Origin of the sequence: Actinomyces acetigenes (assembly GCF_031296635.1) — a bacterium.
In the GTDB taxonomy this organism is placed as follows: Bacteria; Actinomycetota; Actinomycetes; order Actinomycetales; family Actinomycetaceae; genus Actinomyces; species Actinomyces acetigenes.
In genome coordinates, this window is the sequence record NZ_JASPFC010000002.1 from 144,964 (window position 1) to 165,885 (window position 20,922).

17 protein-coding genes and 1 pseudogene are annotated in these 20,922 nt (G+C 70.8%); 6 read left to right on the forward strand and 12 right to left on the reverse strand.

Going from position 1 to position 20,922, the window contains the following annotated elements; genetic code table 11:
- Positions 1-60: 60 nt before the first annotated feature.
- The 3 genes from cydD to RIV14_RS01625 are packed head-to-tail and all read left to right on the forward strand — an operon-like array spanning position 61 to position 5,848.
- Complete coding sequence (cydD, locus tag RIV14_RS01615) at positions 61-1,830, forward strand: thiol reductant ABC exporter subunit CydD (protein WP_178387826.1); 1,770 nt, start codon at positions 61-63, stop codon at positions 1,828-1,830.
- 50 nt (positions 1,831-1,880) lie between these two features.
- The gene (gene cydC / locus RIV14_RS01620; RefSeq protein WP_075371899.1) at positions 1,881-3,740 is read left to right on the forward strand and encodes a thiol reductant ABC exporter subunit CydC; all 1,860 of its coding nucleotides are present in this window, start codon (positions 1,881-1,883) and stop codon (positions 3,738-3,740) included.
- Positions 3,741-3,754: 14 nt separating this feature from the next.
- The gene (locus RIV14_RS01625; protein WP_075371783.1) at positions 3,755-5,848 is read left to right on the forward strand and encodes a GAF domain-containing sensor histidine kinase; all 2,094 of its coding nucleotides are present in this window, start codon (positions 3,755-3,757) and stop codon (positions 5,846-5,848) included.
- Between the two features lie 51 nt (positions 5,849-5,899).
- Here RIV14_RS01625 and RIV14_RS01630 read toward each other — a convergent pair whose 3' ends face one another.
- The 6 genes from RIV14_RS01630 to coaD all read right to left on the reverse strand — a co-directional run bounded on the left by RIV14_RS01630 (position 5,900) and on the right by coaD (position 10,400).
- Positions 5,900-6,559, reverse strand: a complete 660-nt coding sequence (locus RIV14_RS01630; protein ID WP_020991587.1) for a response regulator — start codon at positions 6,557-6,559, stop codon at positions 5,900-5,902.
- 88 nt (positions 6,560-6,647) lie between these two features.
- On the reverse strand, positions 6,648-7,706 hold the full coding sequence (gene mutM, locus RIV14_RS01635) for a bifunctional DNA-formamidopyrimidine glycosylase/DNA-(apurinic or apyrimidinic site) lyase (protein ID WP_075371782.1): 1,059 nt from the start codon (positions 7,704-7,706) through the stop codon (positions 6,648-6,650).
- On the reverse strand, positions 7,706-8,500 hold the full coding sequence (gene rnc, locus RIV14_RS01640) for a ribonuclease III (RefSeq protein ID WP_075371781.1): 795 nt from the start codon (positions 8,498-8,500) through the stop codon (positions 7,706-7,708). The genes mutM and rnc overlap by 1 nt, the downstream gene beginning before the upstream one ends.
- The gene (locus RIV14_RS01645) at positions 8,500-9,090 is read right to left on the reverse strand and encodes a YceD family protein (RefSeq protein ID WP_075371780.1); all 591 of its coding nucleotides are present in this window, start codon (positions 9,088-9,090) and stop codon (positions 8,500-8,502) included. Before RIV14_RS01645 ends, rnc begins: the two co-directional genes overlap by 1 nt.
- Positions 9,091-9,264: 174 nt before the next feature.
- Complete coding sequence (locus tag RIV14_RS01650; RefSeq protein WP_075371779.1) at positions 9,265-9,816, reverse strand: ATP synthase subunit B family protein; 552 nt, start codon at positions 9,814-9,816, stop codon at positions 9,265-9,267.
- A complete protein-coding gene (gene coaD / locus RIV14_RS01655; protein ID WP_075371778.1) occupies positions 9,813-10,400 on the reverse strand; it encodes a pantetheine-phosphate adenylyltransferase in 588 nt (195 codons plus the stop codon). The genes RIV14_RS01650 and coaD overlap by 4 nt, the downstream gene beginning before the upstream one ends.
- Before the next feature lie 124 nt (positions 10,401-10,524).
- On the opposite strand from coaD, the gene RIV14_RS01660 reads away from it, so the two are divergent.
- Positions 10,525-11,523 (forward strand): LacI family DNA-binding transcriptional regulator, encoded by a 999-nt coding sequence (locus RIV14_RS01660; protein ID WP_075371777.1) that lies wholly within the window; start codon positions 10,525-10,527, stop codon positions 11,521-11,523.
- Between the two features lie 107 nt (positions 11,524-11,630).
- Here the strand turns inward: RIV14_RS01660 and fucP are convergent, their stop codons facing one another.
- From fucP to RIV14_RS01680, 4 genes are all read right to left on the reverse strand, one after another.
- Positions 11,631-12,959 carry an L-fucose:H+ symporter permease gene (gene fucP / locus RIV14_RS01665; RefSeq protein ID WP_075371776.1) on the reverse strand — a complete coding sequence of 443 codons (1,329 nt, stop codon included), beginning with the start codon at positions 12,957-12,959 and terminating at the stop codon, positions 11,631-11,633.
- Positions 12,959-13,387 carry an RbsD/FucU family protein gene (locus RIV14_RS01670; RefSeq protein WP_065362824.1) on the reverse strand — a complete coding sequence of 143 codons (429 nt, stop codon included), beginning with the start codon at positions 13,385-13,387 and terminating at the stop codon, positions 12,959-12,961. The genes fucP and RIV14_RS01670 overlap by 1 nt, the downstream gene beginning before the upstream one ends.
- A 64-nt stretch (positions 13,388-13,451) precedes the next feature.
- Complete coding sequence (locus RIV14_RS01675) at positions 13,452-14,975, reverse strand: rhamnulokinase (protein WP_256699028.1); 1,524 nt, start codon at positions 14,973-14,975, stop codon at positions 13,452-13,454.
- Between the two features lie 12 nt (positions 14,976-14,987).
- Positions 14,988-16,763, reverse strand: a complete 1,776-nt coding sequence (locus RIV14_RS01680; protein ID WP_075371775.1) for an L-fucose isomerase — start codon at positions 16,761-16,763, stop codon at positions 14,988-14,990.
- A gap of 208 nt (positions 16,764-16,971) precedes the next feature.
- On the opposite strand from RIV14_RS01680, the gene RIV14_RS01685 reads away from it, so the two are divergent.
- Together RIV14_RS01685 and rsmD are read left to right on the forward strand one after the other, a co-directional pair.
- Entirely contained in the window at positions 16,972-17,640 is a 669-nt protein-coding gene (locus RIV14_RS01685; RefSeq protein ID WP_075371774.1) for a class II aldolase/adducin family protein, read from the forward strand.
- Positions 17,641-17,690: 50 nt separating this feature from the next.
- On the forward strand, positions 17,691-18,251 hold the full coding sequence (gene rsmD / locus RIV14_RS01690; RefSeq protein WP_075371773.1) for a 16S rRNA (guanine(966)-N(2))-methyltransferase RsmD: 561 nt from the start codon (positions 17,691-17,693) through the stop codon (positions 18,249-18,251).
- Between the two features lie 34 nt (positions 18,252-18,285).
- Here rsmD and RIV14_RS01695 read toward each other — a convergent pair whose 3' ends face one another.
- Together RIV14_RS01695 and RIV14_RS01700 are read right to left on the reverse strand one after the other, a co-directional pair.
- Positions 18,286-20,544: an ATP-dependent DNA helicase RecG gene (locus tag RIV14_RS01695; protein WP_075371897.1), complete on the reverse strand. Its 2,259-nt coding sequence runs from the start codon at positions 20,542-20,544 to the stop codon at positions 18,286-18,288.
- A 166-nt stretch (positions 20,545-20,710) separates the two neighbouring features.
- Positions 20,711-20,922, reverse strand: a pseudogene (locus RIV14_RS01700) (DAK2 domain-containing protein); the annotation flags it as partial.

Below are 20,922 nucleotides of genomic sequence, written 5' to 3' on the forward strand. Positions count from 1 at the left end.
GCGCGACGCATCGGCCGGGGGTTTCCGGGCCCTTAGGCCCACTCCCCTATCCTTGAGCAGGTGAAGCCCCTCGATCCCCGGCTGATGCGTTACGCACGCTCCGCTCGCCGATACATCGCCGCCACGGCCGTCACCGGGATGGTGACCGCCGTGCTGGTGGTGGCTCAGGCCTTCCTTATCTCCAGTGCGGTCTCCTCGGTCATCTCCGAGGGGGCCGCACCGTCGGCTGTCAGGGCACTGGCGGTGGCTCTGGGCGGGGTCCTGGCGGCCAGGGCCCTGGTGGTCCTGCTCCAGGAGGCTCACGCCCACCGGTCCGCCACGAAGACGATCGTCGAGCTGCGCCGGCTCGTTCTGGAACACGCAGCCCGACTGGGCCCCCGGTGGCAGGCGCTTCACGGGACGCAGACCGCCACTTTGCTGACTCGTGCGCTGGACGACCTCGAGCCCTACTTCACCCGCTACCTCCCCCAGCTGGTACTGGCCTCCACGGTGACACCGGCCATGGTGCTGGTGCTCCTCACCCAGGACTGGTCCGCCGCGGTGGCCGTGGTGTGCACCCTGCCCCTCATCCCGATCTTCATGATTCTCATCGGCAGGATGACCCAGTCCGTCTCCCAGGAACGCCTCAAGACCATGCAGGTCCTGGGTGATCAGGTGCTCGATCTCATCTCGGGTCTGCCCACGCTCAAGGCCCTCGGACGCGAGCAGGGACCGGCCGAGCAGGTGCGCTCCCTGGGCCGCTCCTACCGGCGCACCACCATGTCGACCTTACGGGTCGCCTTCCTGTCGGGGGCGGTCCTGGAGTTCATCACGACGTTGTCGGTGGCGATCATCGCCGTCCAGATCGGTTTCCGGCTCGTGGCCGGGCGCATGGACCTGTTCACCGGCCTGCTCGTTCTCATGGTGGCCCCTGAGGTCTATCAGCCGCTGCGGCAGGTGGGTTTCCAGTTCCACGCCTCGGCCAACGGGGTGGCGGCGGCGAACGCGGTCTTCGAGGTTCTTCAGACCCCGGTGCCCGAGCCCGGCGGCCTGCCGGCCCCCGACCTGCGCTCAGCGACGATTGAGCTCGATGCGGTGTCCGTCGCCTCCCGGGGCGCGTGGGCCCCCGCCGGGCTCAGCGCCTCGATCTCTCCGGGCAGCCTGGTGGCGCTGACCGGTCCGTCGGGTGCGGGCAAGACCACGACGACGCAGGTCCTCCTTGGCCTGCTGGCCCCGGACCGGGGGCGGGTGCGGGTCGTGCCCGACAGTGGTGATCCCGGCGGCGCCGTCGACCTCGCCCAGATCGATCCGGCCACCTGGTGGGAGCAGATCGCCTGGGTGCCCCAACGCCCCACCATCACCCCGGGCACGGTGCTGGACAACGTCCTGGATCATGCCGAGCCGGGCGCATCCAGAGCGCAGGGCGTCCCCGACGTACTGGTCGAGGCGGCCCGGGCCACCGGCTTCGATGAGGTCGTGGATGGCCTGCCGCAGGGGTGGCGGACCCCGGTGGGCAGTCAAGGAGTGGGTCTGTCCGTGGGGCAGCGCCAGCGTCTGGCCCTGACCAGGGCCCTGTGCTCGACGGCGCCCCTGGTGGTCATGGATGAGCCGACCGCGCACCTGGACGCGGCCAGTGAGGCCCACGTCCTGGACGCAGTCCGTGCGCTGCACGCCTCGGGGCGCACGGTGGTGGTCATTGCGCACCGTCGCGCGCTCATGGCCCTGGCCGAGCAGACCATTGCCGTGACGAGCCAACCGGTGCCGCCGGCACCATCGGCGGGCATCACACCTGACCGGGTACCTGACCGGGCACCTGCCCGTGAGGCGACGGCGCAGGAGGAGGCCCTGTGAGCCCTGTGAGCCCTGTGAGCCCTGTGAGCACTGTCAACCCCGTGACCCCGGTGAGCCCGGCGACCTCCGCCCTCTCCCCCGCGCTGTCCGCCGATGAGCGAGGCTCCCTGCGCCGTGCGGTGGGCCTGCTGAACCTGGACCGGTCACGTTTCATCCTGGCCGTGCTCGCCGGAACGGCGGGTATGGCCTCGGCCGTGGCCCTGTCCGGGGTGGCGGCCTGGCTCATTGCGCGGGCTTCCCAGATGCCCGACGTCGTCGCGCTGGGGGTGGCGCCGGTAGCGGTGCGGCTCTTTGGTATCTCGCGTTCCGTCCTGCGCTACTGCGAGCGGCTCGTCTCCCATGACACCGCCCTGAGAGGCATGGGCGCTCTGCGCACCCGCCTCTATGAGTCCCTGGCGGCGGCCCGCACGGACACGGTTGCGAGCCTGCGTCGCGGCGACGTCCTGGCGCGGGTGGGCAGCGACATCGACGCGGTCGGGGATCTCGTCGTGCGCGCCTATCTGCCTGCGGCGGTTGCAGCCGTCCTGGGTGCGGCCACCTGTCTCGGCATCGCCCTGGTCTACTGGCCGGCGGGCCTCATCCTGCTGGCCTGCCTGCTGCTGTCGGGACTGGTGGGCCCGTTGGCCACCATCCGTTCGGCGAGGATCGCCGAGCAGGCCCGTCAGAGGCAGGCCACCGAGCTGTCCGCGCAGGTCCTGGCGGTCCTGGAGGGGGCCCCTGAGCTGTCCGTCTCCGGGCGCCTGGCCGGCTCGATGCGCCAGGTCGCCTCCCGGCAGGAGAACCTGAGCCGCCTGCGGGACCGGGCCGCGGTACCAGCCGCGATCGCGGCGGCCGTGGATGTGGCTGCCATGGGCATCGCGGTCCTGGGCAATCTGGTGGTCGGGGTGAGCGCCGTCTCCGCCGGGCGGCTGGCCCCGGTCTGGCTGGCAGTCATCGTCCTGGTTCCGCTGGCGGCCTTCGAGGCCACCTCCGCGCTCGGCCCAGCCAGCGTGCAGCTGGTGAGGTCGGCCGGCGCCGCCTGCCGCATCGTGGAGCTCATCGAGGCGGCCGAGGCCAGTGCCGACGCCGGCGGCGCGACGTCCTGCGCACCCCGGGAGCTGCCCGAGCCCTCCACCCAGGGCCCGTACCTCAAGGCAAGGGGCCTGGCGGTGGGCTGGCCGGGCGGCCCGGTTGTGGCCGAGGGCATCGACCTGGATCTGCGGGTCGGTCGCCGAGTGGCGATCGTAGGGCCGTCGGGGATCGGCAAGTCGACACTGCTGGCCACGCTGGCGGGACTGCTGGAGCCTCGGGGCGGCACGCTGACGCTCGACGGTGTCCCCCCGTGGCAGGCGGCCCGCCCCGATGTGGCGGCCAGGGTGTGCCTGACCGCGGAGGACGCGCACGTCTTCCACACCAGTGTCCTGGAGAACCTGCGCGTGGCGCGCGGGGACGTCACCCCCGCCCAGGCCGGCGATCTGCTGAGGCGGGCCGGCCTGGGGAACTGGCTCGAGGCTCTTCCCGACGGCGTCGAGACCATCATCGGCACCGATGCCACAACGCTGTCCGGTGGAGAGCGGCGTCGGCTCCTGCTGGCCCGGGCCCTGGCGGCTCCGGCCCCCCTGATGCTGCTGGACGAGCCCGGTGAGCATCTCGATGCCGTCACCGCGGACCGGCTCGTGACCGACCTGCTGACAGCGGGTGACTCGGGCCGCGGCGCTCTCCTGGTCACCCATCGTCTCAGCGCCCTGGAGCACGCCGACGAAGTCCTTGTCATGGGACACCGGCCGCAGGCCACCGGCGTGCAGGCCCCGGCGACTATCCTGCACCGAGGCAGCCACTGTGAGCTCCAGGACGTCTCCGAGACCTACCGGTGGTCGCTCTCCCAGGAGGATCAGGACAGGCAGCAGGACCACGTATCCGCTACGAGCTGAACGAGCTGAGCACGATGACGACACCCCACCCCCAGCACGCAGCAGACACTCCCGGCGACAGCCTTGGCTTCCCCGGTGTGCCCGAGGACGCCCCGGAGGAGATCGACGGTCCCTCAGCGCGACGGGATGAGGCGATGGCGCCCGCTTCGGAGGAGAACGCCGCGGCAGGACGCCTGGCCTACGCCGTCCACGCCGACCAGCTGGTCTCCACCCGTGGCCGCCGGGCGTCGGCCCTTCAGCCGAGCCTGGACGAGGCGACCGTCGCCCTCATCCAGGCGGCCCTCAGGCTCACCAGCTCCCTGCGGGTCCCCGACGCGCTGCGCCGTCTGGTAGAGTCGGCCTGCTCCATCACCGGTGCCTCCTGGGGCACCATCGCCGTGCTCAACCACGCGGACATGGATGTCGACCCGGCCGGCACCCTCTCGCCCGGTCCCTCCGGCGCGGGCTCAGGCACCGGGCTGTGCAGCGGGGTGCCCACGGCGACCCTCGATGAGCTCGCCCAGATGGCCAGCGTCCCCGATTCCGCCGGTGCTTCGCCCACCTGCGCTGAGTCCATGCTCAGCGGGCTCGAGGGCACCGGGATGGTCATCGACAACGACCTGGGCAGGGCCTCGGCCTTCACCGGCGCCATCGAGGGTGAGGAGACCGGCAGCCTGCTCTCGGCCCCGCTGCGCCTTCACGGCCAGGTCTACGGGCACCTTTACCTGTGTGACAAGCCCGGGGGCTTCACCCGGTCGGACGCCGACGCCGTCCTGACCCTGGCCCAGGCCGCAGCTGTCGCTGTGGAGAACGCCCGCCTGTACCGCGAGGCCCGCGACCGCGAGCAGTGGATGGCCGTCTCCCAGGAGCTGACGACACTGCTGCTCTCGGGCGCCCAGGAGGATGACGCGCTGACGCTCATCGCCCACCGCGTCCGCCAAGTGGCTCACGCCGACACGGCCGCCCTCATCCTGCCCAGCATCGGGAAGCGCTGGATCTGCGAGATCGCCGACGGCGAGCACGCCCACGAGCTCATCGGTACCTTCTTCCCGTCCGAGGGTCGAGCCCTGACCACCCTGGCCCATCAGACCGGCCTGGTCGTGGACTCCCTGGAGGACGCCTGGGGCGACGGCGACCTCCTGGTCCCCCAGCTGGCCCAGTTCGGACCGGCCCTCTACGCCCCCATGATCCACCGGGGGCGGGGCGTGGGGGTCATGCTGCTGCTGCGCTCCCCGGGTGCGGCACCGTTCACCGCCCAGGACCTGGAGATCGCCGAGCTCGTGGCGGGGCAGGCCACGATGGCCTTCGAGCTGGCCGACGCCCAGCACGCCGAGGAGATGGCCACGCTGCTTGATGAGCGGGCCCGGATCGGCCGAGACCTGCACGACCTGGCCATCCAACAGCTCTTCGCCACCGGCATGCAGATCTCAGCGGCCCGGGAACGGCTGGCCTCCAGCACACAGGCGGACCTGGAGGCGGTGTGCTCCGTGCTGAGCACCGCGCTGGAGGCGGTGGACGACTCCGTGGGCCAGATCCGCTCCATCGTGCGCTCCCTGCGCGATCGCGATGAGGAGGTGGGTGTGATCGAGCGGCTGCGGCGCGAGGCCTCCCTGGCCCGCAACGCCCTGGGCTACGCCCCCTCGCTGCTGCTGAGCGTCGACGGCCGGGGCCTGGCCCAGGTGGACCGCGACGAGGAGGACCGGCTCATCGCCTCGGTCGACGCCGCCGTGGCACCGGATGTCGCCGACGACATGGTCGCCGTCGTGCGTGAGGGACTGAGCAACGTGGCCCGTCACGCCCACGCCTCCTCAGTGACGGTGGACGTCAAGATCGAGGGGGTGCAGCCGGGCTCGGAGCAGTGCTGCGGCCCCGGCGACGACGAGGGCCACGCCTCGGGCGACGCCGAGCCCTTCCGGGGAAGCCCGGTGGTGGAGATCGTCTGCCGTGACGACGGCGTCGGGGTGAATCCCTCGGTGACGCGCCGTTCGGGGACGGCCAACATGGCCGAGCGGGCCCGCCGCCACGGCGGCAGCTTCGTCATCGGTCCGCGGGCCCGCTCCGACGGCGAGCGGCGCGGCACCTGCTTCACCTGGCGAGTGCCCTTGGACGGGGGCGGTCGGGAGCGCTGAGAGCGCTTGCGCCCCCTCAGCGGTGGGGGCTCAGCGCGTCGGCAGGAACCGTCAGCTGTTGCGCCAGCCCGAGGCGCGCTGGCCGGCGACCCAGGCGGCGACCTGGGTGCGCCGCTGCAGACCCATCTTGGCCAGCAGGGAGGTGATGTGGTTCTTGACCGTCTTCTCGGCGACTCCGAGCCGTTCACCGATCTCCCGGTTGGACAGGCCGTCACCGATGAGGTCGAGGACCTTGCGCTCGGCGTTGGTCAGGTCGGCGGTGGGGTCGTCGTGGTCCGCCCGGCGGCGCGTCACGGTGCGCTCGTCGAGCAGGACGCGTCCGGAGGCCACGGCCCGTACGACGTCGCTGATCTCGGCGCCGTGGACCGTCTTGAGCAGGTAGGCCCGGGCGCCTGCCGCCAGAGCCTCGGCCAGGGCCTCGTCGTCGTCGAAGGAGGTCAGTACGATCGGTAGGGCCTGGGGCACGGAGTCTCGCAGCTCCTGCATGAGCTCGATGCCGGTGCCGTCGGGCAGCTGGAGGTCCACGAGGATGACGTCGGGGCGGACCAGCTCGGCCCGGCGCACCGCCTCGGCCCGAGAGCCCGCCTCGGCGACGACGTCGAGCCCATCGGCGCGGTCAATGATCTCGGCGATGCCGCGACGGACGATCTCGTGGTCGTCCACGATCATGACGCGGACGATCTCCGAGGAGGGGGTGTGTGCCATACTCATGACATTACCAGGGGCTGGAAACCTACGTCACACCTCTGGCTCCGTCGTGGCGCGGCTGTCGTGGAGACTGCCCGACGTCGACGGCCGCCTACCGGCGTCGGCGCGGACGGGTCTGGCAGTGGGGGCAGTAGGTGTGGGAGCGCCCTGCCAGAGTCTCGCGCGCCATGGTGGCCCCGCAGCGACGGCACTCCAGTCCCTGACGCCCGTAGGCGCCCAGCTCGCGGGCGAAGAACCCGGCGGCGCCCTCGACATCGACGTAGAGGGCGTCGAAGCTCGTGCCGCCGGCCTGAAGGGCCCGGCGCATGACCTCAGCGGTGGCTTCAAGGATCCGGGCCACGGCCCTCGGGCCGAGACCGGTTCCCGGACGCAGGCCGTGCACCCCGGCCTCCCACAGGCCCTCGTCGGCGTAGATGTTGCCGACGCCCGAGACGAGTCCCTGGTCGAGCAGCTGGGTCTTAATGGCGCGCCTCGAGGCGCGCACCCGGGCGACGACGCCGGTGGGGCCGGTCAGCTCCAGGGCCGGGTCGAGAAGGTCACGGGCGATATGGGTGGCGTCGGCGGGAAGCAGCGGCCGCGGATCGCCCATCCCGCCGGGAGCACCGTCGAGCGTGGGGGTCAGGTCGACGACGTGCAGGCCGCCGAGCATGCGCTGGTCGACCAGGTCGAGCACCGCCGCTCCGGCGCTGTCGTCACCGTCGAGGCCGGTGCTGAGGTGGAGGCGCACTCGCAGGTGGCGGGTGGAGGTTGAGATGTCCCGCACGTAGCGGGGTTGCTCGGTAGCGCTCAGGTCCACTGGGCGCCCGCCGGGCCGAACGTGCGGGTCGGCCAGGAAGGCCGCGGCACCGGCCGGCTGCGGGGCGGCACCAGGAGCGGTCGCGGTGGTGGTGCCGCGCACGAGCAGCTGGCCGCTCATGCCCAGGTGGGCGGACAGGGCGCGTCCGTCGTCCAGGGGCAGCCACAGGAACTTCCCGCGGCGGACAGCCGCGGTCAGGGTGCGCCCGGTGAGCTGGTCGGCGAAGGCCTGCGCTCCCCCGTCCTGGCGGCGCAGTGGACGCGGGTCGAGGACCTCGACGCGGGTGACGGTGCGTCCGGCCACGTGCCGGGCGAGCCCGGCACGCACCACCTCGACCTCGGGCAGCTCGGGCATCAGCTCTTCTGGGAGGTCTGTCCGGTGAGCAGGTCGGCGCGCAGGGCCTCGTTGACACCGGGCAGGTTGAGGCCACCGTCGCCCTGGGCGGCCAGGATGACGGCGTAGGCGGCCTCGGCGGCGTCGTGCTCGGCGACCTTCTTCGAGCTTCCGGTGCCCTGTCCCAGAACCTGGCCGTCGACGATGGCGCTGGCGGTGAAGACCCGCTGGTGGTCGGGGCCGGTTCCGGTCACCTCGTAGGTGGGGTTGCCGAGCTGGTGGACGGCGGTGAGCTCCTGGAGGCTCGTCTTCCAGTCCAGGCCCGCGCCGCGGGTGCGGGCCGAGTCCAGGAAGCGGGAGACGAGCCGGGTGACGACCGTGCGGGTCTCCTCCAGACCGTGGGTGAGGTAGGTGGCGCCGATGAGGGCCTCGACCGTGTCGGACAGGATGGAGTCCTTATCGCGCCCGCCCGAGAGCGCCTCGCCCTTGCCGAGCTTGATGAACTCCCCCAGCCCCAGGTCGCGGGCGACGGCGGCCAGGGCCGGCTCGGAGACGGTGGCGGCGCGCATCTTGGCGAGCTGGCCCTCGGGGACGTCCGGGTGGGTGCGGTAGAGGTACTCGGTGACGATAATTCCCAGGACGGAGTCGCCCAGGAACTCCAGGCGCTCGTTGGTGGGCAGGCCGCCGTTCTCGTGGGCGTAGGAGCGGTGGGTCAGGGCCAGGTCGAGCAGCTGGGCATCAATGCTCGGCCCCCAGCGGTAGACGAGGGCCTCGGTGTCGGTGCGCGCGGGCGGGGCGCTTCGGCGCTTGGCCATCAGGCCTGTTCCTCCCCACTCGTGGGCGCGTCCTGCTCGCCCTCCTGACCGGTCTCGGTCTCCAGCAGGCTGGCCAAGGCGGACCAGCGCGGGTCGATGACCTCGTGGTGGTGGTCAGCGGGCAGGTCCTCGAGCCGCTTGCCGCAGTCGGGGCACAGCCCCGGGCAGTCGGGGCGGCACAGGGGCTGGAAGGGCAGGGTGGGCACCAGGGCGTCGCGCAGTGCCGGTTCGAGGTCCAGGGTGGTCTCCCCCACCGCAAGGAGGTCCTCGGCCTCCTCATCGCCTTCGGCCCGCTGGGCCTCGATGACCTCGGGGAAGAGGTAGAGCTCGTCGATCCTCACGCTGCGGTCCTCATCGAGGTCGCGCAGGCAGCGCACGCACTCTCCGTGGACGTGCAGGTCGGCGTCGGCGTGCGCCAGGACGCCGTCGTCCATGGAGGTCAGGGTGACGTCGAGGGCGAGGTCGCTGCCCTCGGGCACGCCGATGACCTCAGTGCCCAGGTCGGCGGGGGCGGGGGTGCGGATCTGCAGGTTCTTGACCGAGCCGGTGGCACGGGGCAGGTCGACGATATCGACGACGAGTCCTGACATGGGTTCCTCCACAGCGGGTTGACCACGCCGCATCCAGCGATGACCGAGGGGCCCCAGCGGCATAATGTCCGCGTGACGCCCAGGTGATGCACACGGTGCGGGGCGGCTGGTGGGCGGGGTGATGGACGAGGTGTCTGGCGCGAGCGTACCCGGTGGGGCGGCGGCTCCACCGATTCAGTGGGCGGAGGGGTCCACGGACCAGGCCGAACGGCGGCGGACGGGCTCCTGGATCTCCACCGGCTGGCCCGCGCCGTCCCCCAGGCGGCCGGCCAGGACCTCACGGCCGGCGCGGATCTGCTCGGCGACCTTGGCGACCTCGGCCTCCAGGGAGGCCAGGGTGCGGTCGGAGTACTCATCGGCCCCGTGACGCAGGGAGGCGGCCTTGTCCTCCGCCGCGGCCACGATGCTGTCGGCCCGGTCATTGGCCATGCGCACAATGTTCTCCCCGGCCACGAGGCGCTCGGACTCCTCCTGGGCGTACTGGACGAGCCGTTCGGACTCGGCCCGTCCCTCAGCCAGGACGGCGTCGGCGTCGGCGACGATCTTCTCGGCGCGACGAACAGCGGTCGGGACCGCGTCACGAGCCCGATCGATGAGGTGCAGGACGTTCTCCCGGTTGACGATCACCGAGGCGCTCATCGGCATGGATCGGGCGTTGCTGATGAGCTCGTCGAGCTCATCGAGGATACGCAGCAGGTCGTCTCCGGCATCGCGGCTGGTCGTCACGGTAGGTCCTCTCGAGTGTGGTCGGCGCCGACGAAGCGGCTTGGCGGGGTCCCGGGCGGGACGGGTCCTGAGTCGACGCCGTCGTGGGCTGCAGACCCGGGGGCCTGGGCCAGCCGGACCTCCAGGGCGTGGGCCACAGCGAGCGGCACGAGGGCGGAGACGTCCCGGCCATAGCCGGCGACGTCCTTGACGAGGGAGGAGGAGATGTGCGCGTAGGCGGCGGACGCGGGCAGGAAGACCGTCTCGGGCGCCCCCAGGTCGCGGTTGAGCAGGGCCATGGGCAGCTCGGTATCCAGGTCGCTGCCGTTGCGCAGGCCCTTGATGATGGCGCTCGCCCCACGCCGGCTGCAGTAGTCGACCAGGAGCCCGGGGACGATGTCCACCTCGACGCCGGGCAGGTGGGAGGTGGAGTCCCTGGCCAGGCGGAGGCGTTCGTGGACGTCGAGCAGGTGGCGCCCGGCCTTGGCGGCGTTGTGGGCGATCCCGATGACGACGACGTCGAAGAGCGTGGTCGCACGGGCGGCGATGTCGACGTGCCCCAGGGTGAGGGGATCGAAGCTTCCGGGGTAGACGGCCAGGCTCATACGCTCACGCTACTGGCTGGGCCCGCCGCGGTGCGGGACGCGCGCCGCACCACCCGCGCCAGCACGCTGCCGCTGCGCGCCGGGCGTCCCGGGATCCCCACGGAGGCGCTGCTATATTTCCCTTGTGTCCACACGCGTGACCCTCAGTGACGTGGCCGAGGCAGTCGGAGTCTCGTCTCAGACCGTCTCCCGCGTACTCAACAACCACCCGTCGGTCCGTCCCGAGACACGTCAGAAGGTTCTGGCAGCCGTTCAGGCGCTGGGTTACGAGCCGAACCTCGCCGCCCGTTCACTGGCCTCGGGCTCCTCCGGGGCCGTGGGAATCCTGCTGACCGCCGGGCTGTCGCACGGGATGGCCTCCACCTTCTCCGCGATCGCCAGGGCGGTGCGCGAGCGGGGGGATACCTTCGTCCTGGCCACTGCCGAGGGAAGCGACTCGGAATCCGTGCGACAGGCACTGGCCCATCTGCACGGCCACCGCGTGGCGACCATCGTGGTCCTGGCTCAGCGCGCCGACGTCCTGGCCATCCTCTCATCCCAGCGCCACCGCGGTCCGGTCGCGGCCATCATCTCAGGTCAGCACGAGTTCTCCGAGCTGTCCACCGTCTCCATCGACCAGTCCCTGGGGGCCAGGCTGGCAACGGAGCACCTTCTGGCTCAGGGGCGTAGCCGCCTGCTGCACGTCACCGGGGACCTGTCCTGGCAGGACGCCTCGGAGCGCCTGGCCGCCTACCAGTCGGTATGCGCCCAGGCCGGGGTTCCCGGCCGCTGGGTGGGTACGGACGCCTGGACGGGAGAGGCCGGGGCCAAGGTCGCCAGGCGCCTGCTCGACAGTGGTCTGCCCGACGCCGTCTTCGCCGCCAACGACGACATCGCTCTGGGGCTGTGCCACGAGCTGCTCGCCGCCGGCGTGAGGATTCCCGACGACGTCGCCGTCGTCGGCTTCGATGACATCCCCCTGGCGCGTTGGGCGACCCCGTCCCTGTCCAGCGTCACGCAGGACTTCGACGCCCTGGGAAGGGCTGCGCTGAGCCTGTCCGACGAGCTCGTCGAGGGTGCCCCTGCCCACAGCATCTGCCTGGAGCCAACACTCGTCGTCAGGGCGTCATCGACCAGGGCCTAGCGCCGGCGACCACCTCCTCGGGCAGACCCACTGAGCCTACGGAGGGGGCCCTCTGCGCCCACGTCATGTCACGTGGGTGCAGAGGGCCCCGAGGTGGGAGCCGACCGTCAGGAGGCGCTGACGGGCCTGGGCGCGCGCAGCGTATAGACCCCGTAGGCGGCCACCACCACGAAGCACCCGGCAACTGTGATATAGGACACCGCAGGAGACGTGTGGTCCATGATGGCACTTTGCACCAGAGGCATGGTGGCTCCACCGATGATGGCCATGACCAGGCCTGCGGCCCCGTACTTGGTGTCCTCCCCCAGCCCGAGGAGGGCCTCGCCGTAGATGGTGGGGAACAGCAGGGAGATGCACGCGGACAGGGAGATGATGGCCAGCACTCCCAGAATGTTCACGCTCACCATGGCGAACAGGGACAGGCCGACCCCGAGGGAGCACATGAGCAGAAGCAGCTTGCGTGCGTCATACCGTCCCATGAGCCCCACCATGAGGAAACGGAAGACCAGGAAGACGATCAGGCTGGCCTGAAGCCAGTAGCCGGCGACCTTGTCCGAGACGCCCAAGGCGCTGGTGACGTAGTGCAGGGTGTAGGTCCAGATGCAGGTCTGGGCCGAGACGTTGAAGTACTGCGCCGCCACCCCGAAGCTGTAGCGCTTGTTGCGCAGCAGGCGCATGAGCCTGCCTGGCCCGCCGCTGCCACCCGCCGTGGAGTCCACCGGCCGCTCCACGACCTTGACCCGGCCGATCATGACCGCCAGCAGGATGTAGAGGAGCCCGAGGGCGACATAGGGGCCCATGACCGCCTTGAGCTCTGCGCTCTGGGTGGCCAGCAGCGCCTCCTGGCTCATGGCCGCGCGCTGCTCGGCGGTGGCCGGGTTCACCTTGGGCAGGATCAGCAGGGCGGCCAGCAGTACCCCGAGGTTGGAGCCGATGGGGTTGAAGGCCTGTGCGAAGTTGAGACGGCGGGTGGCGTTATGCTCCGGCCCCATGGACATCACGAAGGGGTTGGCGCTGGTCTCCAGAATGGACAGGCCGGCGGCCAGGGTGAACAGGGCGGTCAGGAACACCGAGTAGGTCATGACATAGGCCGCGGGGATGAACAGGAGCCCGCCGGTTCCCGCCAGCACCAGCCCGATGAGGACCCCGCCTTTGTAGCCCAGGCGGCTGTTGATGAAGGCCGCCGGGATCGCCAGGCAGAAGTAGGCCCCGTAGTAGGCCGACTGCACCAGCGAGGACTGCAGGTTCGACATGGAGAACACGGAGCGGAAGACCTTGACCAGGGGATCGGTCATGTTTCCGGCCAGGCCCCAGGCTGCGAAGCAGGAGACCAGCAGACAGAAGGGCAGCGCCATCCCGGGATACAGGAAGCCCCGCTTGGCCGTCCCCTCCCGGACGGGGGCCTCCTCAGCCACAGAGTCGAGGATCGCAGTCATCACAGCACGCCCTTCTTGAGGATGAGGTTGCCGTACAGGGCGGTCTCCCCGGTGAGCACGACGGCGTAGACGCTGGGGGTGTAGTCGTAGAAGGCCATGCGCTCAATCGTCTTGACGTTCACCGGTCCGGCATCCTTCTCGGCCTCGTTCCAGATCTGCTCGTAGACGTCCCACACCGGAGGCCGAGGGTCGTCGCCAACCGTCTCCATGAGGGCAACCTGGTAGCTGCTGTAGCGGTCCAGGGGCATGAGCGTGAGGATGGACCTGAGCAGGTCGGGGATCCCCAGGCCGTCGGCCCGCACCGTGGTGGGGTGGAGGTGGTGCCCGGGGAAGTTCGCATCGGCCAGGAGAATCTCATCGCCATGGCCCATCTCGAGCAGGATCTTGACGAGTTCGGGTGACAGATTGGCGGGAATGTTGCGGAGCATCGTTGCTCCTTTCGTGTGGTGGGTGTTCAGTTCAATGTGTGGTTGCGCTCGACGTGCCTGGCGGTCAGTCGGCGGTGGCGTTGCCCAGCCGTTCCCGCATGGCGTCGAAGGCACCGGGATCGGCGATGGCCCCGGAGGCGTCGACCTCCACGGAGCCGACGCTGCGGCGCAGTACCTCGCCGCGCGCGCTCGGGTCGAGGACCTCGGCGGCCTCGAGCTGGGCGAGGATATTACCCAGGGCACTGGCCTCCGGCGTGCCCACGATGACCCGACGGTGGCAGGCCGCCGCCGTCATGGCCGGCAGGAGGCTGTTGCGCGCCCCGCCTCCCACCAGGTGGATCGGTGCTGCCGGATCCAGCTGGTCACCGACGACGTCCTGCAGCCCCTGGGCGTAGGCGGCGTGGGCGCAGGCGAGCGACTCGAGGATGAGCCGGACCGTCTGCGCCGGCCCCTCGGGAGCCACCTTGTAGTGACTGCGGCACCACTGGGCGATCTTGTCCGGCATGTCTCCGGGAGTGGTGAAGAGCTCGTCGTCGGGGTCGATGACGACCCCGAGGGAGGCGCACTGCCCCGCCGCCTCGACCAGCGCGCCGGTGTCGGGCTCGTGCCAGGCTCGCTGGCACTCCTGAAGCAGCCAGAAACCGGTGAGGTTACGCAGCAGGCGGATGCCTCCGTCGGTGCGGACCTCGTTGGTCAGTCCGGCCCGCAGCGCCGCTTCATCCAGGACGGGGCTCGGGACGGCGGCCCCGATGAGACTCCAGGAGCCTGAGGAGATGAACAGGCGCGCCTCGTCACCGGCCAGACCGAGCGCGTGGACGGCGCAGGCGGTGTCGTGCCCGCCGGGACGCACGATGGTGATCCCCTCTGGGGTCGCCCCAGCCACCGAGGCGTCGTCGACGAGCGGAGGCATCCAGCCCTCAGGGATCCCGGTGGCCTGGAGCACGCGAGGCGACCACTCTCGCGCCCCAGGTGAGGCGAGCCCGGTGGTCGAGGCGATCGCCCGCCCCGCCTGCACGGGGGCCCCGAGCAGATGGGCCACGAGGTCTGGCAGGGGCAGGAATCGATCCACCCGATCGACGAGGCCGGGCTCCTGTTTCAGGTCCGCGTAGAGCTGGTAGACCGTGTTGATCTGCTGGGGCAGGATGCCGGTCTCTTTCCAGGCCGTCTGCGCAGGGAGAGCCCGGTCCAGGTCCGCGGCCCAGCGGGCCATGCGCCGGTCCCGGTAGGCGCGTGGGGCGCGCAGCAGCTCTCCGTGGGCGTCGAGCAGGCCGTAGTCGACTCCCCAGGTGTCGATGCCGATGGAGTCGGGGGCCCGCCCCAGGCGCTGCGTCGCCATGGCGATGCTCCGACGAACACCGTCCATGATGCGCTCGAGATCCCAGGTGAGGGTGCCGTGGTCGTCCACCGCCTGGTGGTGGAGGCGGAAGACCTCCTCGGTGCTGACGGCTCCCTGCCGGTAGCTTCCCAGGACCGCTCGCACGGAGCTGGAACCGAGGTCGAGGGCGAGCGCGTGGAACTCAGCCGTCTGCCCGTCCTGCCCCGCGCCGCTCAGGCTCATGTTCTGTCGGTGCTCGTCGGTGCTCGTCATGGCCGCGATCCTTCAGCGGTAGAGAGGGCCGAAGGTGGCGCAGGCCCGGAAGTCGGCGCTCTCGGGCTCGGCGGTACCGAAGGGCACCCAGGCCTTGGGACGCAGGATCCTCTCGCGCTCGACGTTGTGCATGTAGACGGGGATGCGCAGCATCGAGGCCAGGGTGATGAGGTCGGCGCCGAAGTGTCCGTAGCCGGTGGCCGTGTGGTTGGCGCCCCAGTTGGCCATCCAGTCGTAGACGGAGGTGAAGGCGCCCTGGCCAGTCAGGCGCGGGACGAAGAAGGTCGTCGGCCACGTCGGGTCGGTACGGTAGACGATCTGGTCACGCACGTCGTCGGGCAGCTCCACGGTCCAGCCCTCGGCGATCTGGAGGACCGGCCCCTGACCGGCCACGAAGTTCAGGCGGGTCGCGGTGACGGGCATGTTGCCGGCGGTGGTGAAGTGCGTGGAGAAACCACCTCCCGGGAAGTATTCACGGGTGGCGGCATGGAAGGTGGAGGCCTTCAGATCCGCCTCGATGTCCGCCTCGGTGATCTCCCACCAGTGCTTGATGATGGGGTTGCCCCCGGCGTCCTTCTCCTGGCCGGTGGCATTGAGGGTGGTGGCCCCGGAGTTGCGCAGGTCGATGAAACCGTTCTCCGCGCGCCCCTCGAGCTTGTAGCCGGTGACCCGCTTAACGGCCTCGGGGCTCCAGTAGGTGCGCACGTCGCTGAAGAGCTGGGGGCGGTGGGTCAGGACGGAGTTGAAGAGCATGGCCACGGCGTTGCCGGCATCGCCCTCCGTGGCGAAGACCTTCTCGGGCCGCTTGCCGTTCCAGTCGAAGGTGGTGTTGAGGAAGGTCTCGAGGATGTCGCCGTTGGGCTTGTAGTCCGTCCACTGACGCTGCCCCTGGAAGCCCGCCGCGATGGCGTCATGACCCTCGGCCTCCTCGACGAAGCCGAGATCGGCCAGGGCGGGGTTGCCCTCCATGAGGTCGCGGCCGATGAGAAGCATCTTGATGCAGTAGTCGAACTGCTCGTCGTACTCCTCCTGGGTGAAGCGGTTGGCCTCAGGGTTGCGGTTCTCCCCGATGGTGAGGTGCTCCCGGGCCCAGGCCAGGGCGGTCTCGTACTCCTGGTGGTCGTAGATGCCGTGGGCGATACGGCGGTCGATCTCGATCATGTCGATGTACTCGGCACGCATGCCCAGGTAGTCAACGAAGAACTGCTCGGGGACACGGCAGCCGGCGATCCCCATGGAGACGGTCCCGATCGAGAGGTAGCTGCGCCCCTTCATGAGGCCGACCCCCAGGGCGGCGCGCGCGTAGCGCAGGATGTTCTCGACGACGTCGTCGGTCAGGCCCGAGTCGTCGGCGTCCTGCACGTCGTGGCCGTAGATGCCGAAGCAGGGGATGCCCAGCATGTTGTAGGCGGCGGCCGCGGCGGCCAGGGTCACGGCCCCGGGACGCTCGGTGCCGTTGAAGCCCCAGATGGCGTGCGGGATGGAGGGGTCGAGGTCGAGGACCTCGGTGATGTAGTTCCAGGAGGCGGTGACAGTCAGGTCGGCGCACACGTTCTCGGTGCGGAACTGCTCCTTGCAGCGGTTGGCCTCGGCCACGCCTCCGATCGCGGTCTCGGAGACGACGCAGCGCACCGGGCTGCCGTCGGGGTAGGTCAGGCGCGAGGAGATGAGCTCGGCGACATCCTTGGCCAGCTGAGCGGTCTTGTCCTCGAGGGACTCCCTCACGCCACGACGGCGCCCGTCAATGAGGGGGCGGATTCCGATGGCGGGGTAGGACGCGGTGGGCATGACAGGTTTCCTTTCACTGGGCGACGATGACCAGGACCCACATCAATGTGAGCGCAAACATAGAATGACCCCAACCAAGCAACCATGTCAAGCGTGAAAACAAGAACGCGAAGTCGTAGACATGAGAGCGCCAACATGAGACGATGCCTCGGTACCACTTCTGACGCAACGGGGCGCGCAGCGGTACGCCCCGGGGAAAGAGCCCATCATGCTTCTCAACGACGCTCGACAGCAGATCACCGACGCCTGCTCCCACCTGTCCGACGACGGCCTGGTCGTCGGCACCGCAGGTAACCTGTCCGTTCGGGAGGGGGACCTGGTCGCCATCACTCCCTCGGGGCTGCCCTACCAGGAGATGCGCCCCGACCTGGTCGCCGTGGTCGAGTACACCACCGGCAAGCAGGTCGAGGGACCGCTCAAGCCCGCCAGCGAGCTGGACCTGCACCTGACCGCACTGCGGGCGACCGGACAGATGTCGGTCGTGCACACCCACTCCTACGCAGCCACCACCGTGGCCAGCCTCGAGAGCGTGAGCGCGCTCCCGGCCGTGCACTACTACATCTGCATGTTCGGCGGCAGTGACGTGCGAGTAGCCGACTACGCCATCTACGGCTCCCCCGAGCTGGCCGCCAATGTCGCCAAGGCCCTTGAGGGACGTACCGCGGCCCTCATGAGCAACCACGGCTCCGTGGTGACCGGGCCGGACCTGGCCTCCACCTACGTCCTGGCCCAGGAGCTGGAGTGGGTCTGCGAGCTCTACCTGCGCACGCTCGCCGTCGGCAGCCCCAAGATCCTCTCCGATGAGCAGATCGCGGCGGTCGCGCGCAAGATCCAGGACACCGGCTACGGTCAGCACGCCCCGGCCGAGGAGGGCTGAGCGCAGCGGCCACAAGGGAAGCGGGCTGCGGGCCGGGTAGGGTCTGTCCCATGACGAGGATCGTGGCCGGAACCGTGGGCGGACGCAGGATTGAGGTGCCCAGGTCCGGGACGCGTCCCACCTCCGAGCGCGTCCGCGAGGCTCTTTTCGCCCGCCTGGACCACTACGGGGTGCTCGACGGCGCCCGGGTGCTGGACCTGTGCGCGGGTTCCGGGGCCCTGGGTCTGGAGGCTGCGAGCCGGGGGGCCGGTGAGGTCACGCTCGTGGACTCCTCGCGCGGTGCGTCGCAGACCTGCCAGCGCAACATCCGCTCACTGGGCCTGGGCGGGGTGTCGGCGGTGACCGCGAAGGCGGCCGCCTTCCTGGCCGGCGCGGCGGGCGCCCCGGTGGATCTGGTGCTGCTCGACCCGCCCTACGAGCTGAGCGAGGAGGAGCTCACCGCGATCCTCACCCCCCTGGCCCGCAGCGAGGACCCGTGGCTGGCGCCGCGCGCCGTCGTCGTCGTCGAGCGCTCGACGCGCTCGCCGGAACCCACCTGGCCGGCGGGGTTGGAGCGCTTCGCGGACAAGCGGTACGGCGAGACCACGATCTGGTTCGCCGAGCCGGCCTGAGCCGGGGGCGCTCCCCGGCTCGTGCCCTGGCGCTTCACGCTCTTTCGAGGAAGGCCTGGGACTCTTCATCGAGGCGCTCGACGATCGCCGCGGCCAGGGCCCGGTGCCCGCTCAGCTGCGGATCGGCGGCCACGATCCGCTCGGCCTGACGTCTCGCGGTGGCGATGAGGCGGGCGTCGCGGGTGACGCGCAGCAGGTCCAGCCCGGAGGCGCGACCCGACTGCGAGGCCCCCAGGACGTCGCCCTCGCTGCGCAGCTCGAGGTCGGCCTCGGCCAGCGCGAATCCGTCCGTGGTGGAGGCGAAGGCCTTGAGCCGGTGGAAGGCGGTGGAGCCGACCTGCGCACCGGTGACCGCCACGCACAGGGACGGCCTGCTGCTGCGCCCGACCCGCCCGCGCAGCTGGTGGAGCTGGGACAGGCCGAAGCGGTCGGCGTCCAGGATGACCATCATGGAGGCCTCGGGCACGTCCACCCCCACCTCGACGACGGTGGTGGACACCAGGACCGGGGTGACGCCCGAGGCGAAGTCAGCCATGGCGGCAGCCTTGTCCTCACTGCTCATGCGCCCGGTGAGGATCCCGACGTCGATGCCCTCCAGGGCCGGCTCACCGTCTAGTCGCTGCCTCCACTCCTCGACGGCGGCCAGTGGGCGGTCAGGATGCGAGCCGTCGCCGTCCTCCGCGAGCGGCTCCTCCCCCGGCCCACCATCAGCGTCGAAAGCCGCTGTGCCTTCCGCCTGCTCCTGTCGAGGCTCGTCGTCGACCTCGATCCGTGGGCACACGACGTAGACCCGTCCTCCGGAGGCGACCTCGGTGGCCGCGCGCCGCCAGATGCCCTCCACCCAGGAGGTGCGCGACCACGGGACGAGGTGGGTGGGAACGGCGCTGCGCCCGGCGGGCAGCTCGTCCAGGACGGAAGTGGCCAGGTCCCCGAAGACCGTCATGGCGATGGTGCGCGGAATCGGGGTGGCGGTCATGACCAGGAGGTGGGGCGTGTGACTGCGGCCGGTGGCCGGGTCGGTGAGACCGCCGCGCTCGCGCAGGGCGTCGCGCTGGGCGACGCCGAAGCGGTGCTGCTCGTCGACGACGACCAGGCCGAGGAAGGGGATCTGCACCGTGTCGGACAGCAGGGCGTGGGTCCCCACGACGATGGCCGGCTCACCGGCGGCCAGCTCGGCGAGGATCCGACGGCGCTGAGCGGCGGGGGTGGAGCCGGTCAGCAGGTGGACGCGGGTGGCGCGTTCGGCGCCACCGAGCATCCCGAGGCGGGCCATGGGCCCCAGAACCGCTTCCAGCGAGGAGTGGTGCTGGGCGGCGAGGACCTCGGTGGGGGCCAGGAGGGCGGCCTGCCCTCCACCTCCAACCACCTGAAGCATGGCGCGCAGAGCCACGAGGGTCTTGCCACTTCCCACGTCGCCCTGGAGAAGGCGTTGCATGGGAACGGTGCGGGCCAGGTCGGCGGAGATCTCCTGACCGACCCGCAGCTGGCCGGCGGTCAGGTCGTATGGCAGGCGGGCGTCGAGGTCCGCTCTCAGGGAGTCCTCCGCCTCCGGTACGGGCCAGGCGACCGCGGTGCGGGTCGCCTCATGGTGGGCTCGGCGCTGAGCTAGGGCGACCTGCAAGATGAGGGCCTCCTCGTGGCGCAGCCGTTTCCGGGCGGCCTTCCACTGCTGGCAGTCCTCGGGCCGGTGCACCCAGCGGTAGGCGGTGTAGGCATCGACCAGCCCCGCCTCGCGCCGCAGCTCCTCGGGGAGAGGATCGGCGACGTCGCCCGGCTCCAGCTGGTCCAAAACGATGCGCACCGCCTTGGCCACCAGCCAGGACGGGAGGGCCTCCGTACCCGGGTAGATGGGCATGGGGCGGGCCAGCAGGGCCTCACGCTCGTCCTCGTCGAGCTCGTCGAGGACGTACAGGCGCGGGTTGGACAGCTGCTTGCGTCCGCGGTGGAGTCTCACCTTACCGCTGAGCAGGACGGTGGTTCCGGGGGCCAGCTGGGCCGCTCGGGCACGCATCTGACCCGCAGCACCGAACTGGACGAGGTCCATGGTGGAGGCGCCGTCGGTGACGGTGGCCTCCATGAGGGCCGGGACCCGGCCGGAGCGGGTGCGCCGGGAGGAGGCGCGCACGACCCGGGCCTGGACGGTGGCCTGCTCGCCCTCGACGAGGGTACGCATGTCGGTCAGCTCCCCCCAGGTGTCGTAGCGCCGAGGCAGCAGGCGCAGCAGATCCGCTCCGGTCTCCACCCCCTGCTTGGCGAGCTGGACGGCCGTGCGCTTTCCCACGAGCCGGGTCACAGGACGCTCGAGCGGGCCGACGCTGCCGGGGCGGGGCGTGCGGGTTGAGCGATCAGACGAGCCGGACACGACCCCACCCTATGACGAAGGAGCCTGGGTGCCGTTCATGACCCGAGGGCGCCTGCAGATGCGGGCGCCCTCAGGGCATCGCAGCACGAAGAGGGGGCTACTCGATGGCGATGAGGACGTCAGGGTGCTCCTGTCCGCCCGCATGGACGGCGACCTCCACGTCCTCACCGACCACGTGCCCCCGGGCCCCTACCGCCGCGCTGGCGGCCAGGGCGCCGACGTCACGGCCGGCGTTGCGGCCGGTGATGACGGTGAGCAGCTCATCGGAGGGCCGCAGCGCCGAGGCCACGGCGCGAGCCACGGCCTCGG

Bases quoted from the DNA above. Each gene is read 5' to 3' on its own strand.
- RIV14_RS01625 (WP_075371783.1), top strand. From the start codon at position 3,755: ATGACGACACCCCACCCCCAGCACGCAGCAGACACTCCCGGCGACAGC.
- RIV14_RS01630 (WP_020991587.1), bottom strand. From the start codon at position 6,559: ATGAGTATGGCACACACCCCCTCCTCGGAGATCGTCCGCGTCATGATC.
- mutM (WP_075371782.1), bottom strand. From the start codon at position 7,706: ATGCCCGAGCTGCCCGAGGTCGAGGTGGTGCGTGCCGGGCTCGCCCGG.
- rnc (WP_075371781.1), bottom strand. From the start codon at position 8,500: ATGGCCAAGCGCCGAAGCGCCCCGCCCGCGCGCACCGACACCGAGGCC.
- RIV14_RS01645 (WP_075371780.1), bottom strand. From the start codon at position 9,090: ATGTCAGGACTCGTCGTCGATATCGTCGACCTGCCCCGTGCCACCGGC.
- coaD (WP_075371778.1), bottom strand. From the start codon at position 10,400: ATGAGCCTGGCCGTCTACCCCGGAAGCTTCGATCCCCTCACCCTGGGG.
- fucP (WP_075371776.1), bottom strand. From the start codon at position 12,959: ATGACTGCGATCCTCGACTCTGTGGCTGAGGAGGCCCCCGTCCGGGAG.
- RIV14_RS01670 (WP_065362824.1), bottom strand. From the start codon at position 13,387: ATGCTCCGCAACATTCCCGCCAATCTGTCACCCGAACTCGTCAAGATC.
- RIV14_RS01675 (WP_256699028.1), bottom strand. From the start codon at position 14,975: ATGACGAGCACCGACGAGCACCGACAGAACATGAGCCTGAGCGGCGCG.
- RIV14_RS01680 (WP_075371775.1), bottom strand. From the start codon at position 16,763: ATGCCCACCGCGTCCTACCCCGCCATCGGAATCCGCCCCCTCATTGAC.
- RIV14_RS01685 (WP_075371774.1), top strand. From the start codon at position 16,972: ATGCTTCTCAACGACGCTCGACAGCAGATCACCGACGCCTGCTCCCAC.
- rsmD (WP_075371773.1), top strand. From the start codon at position 17,691: ATGACGAGGATCGTGGCCGGAACCGTGGGCGGACGCAGGATTGAGGTG.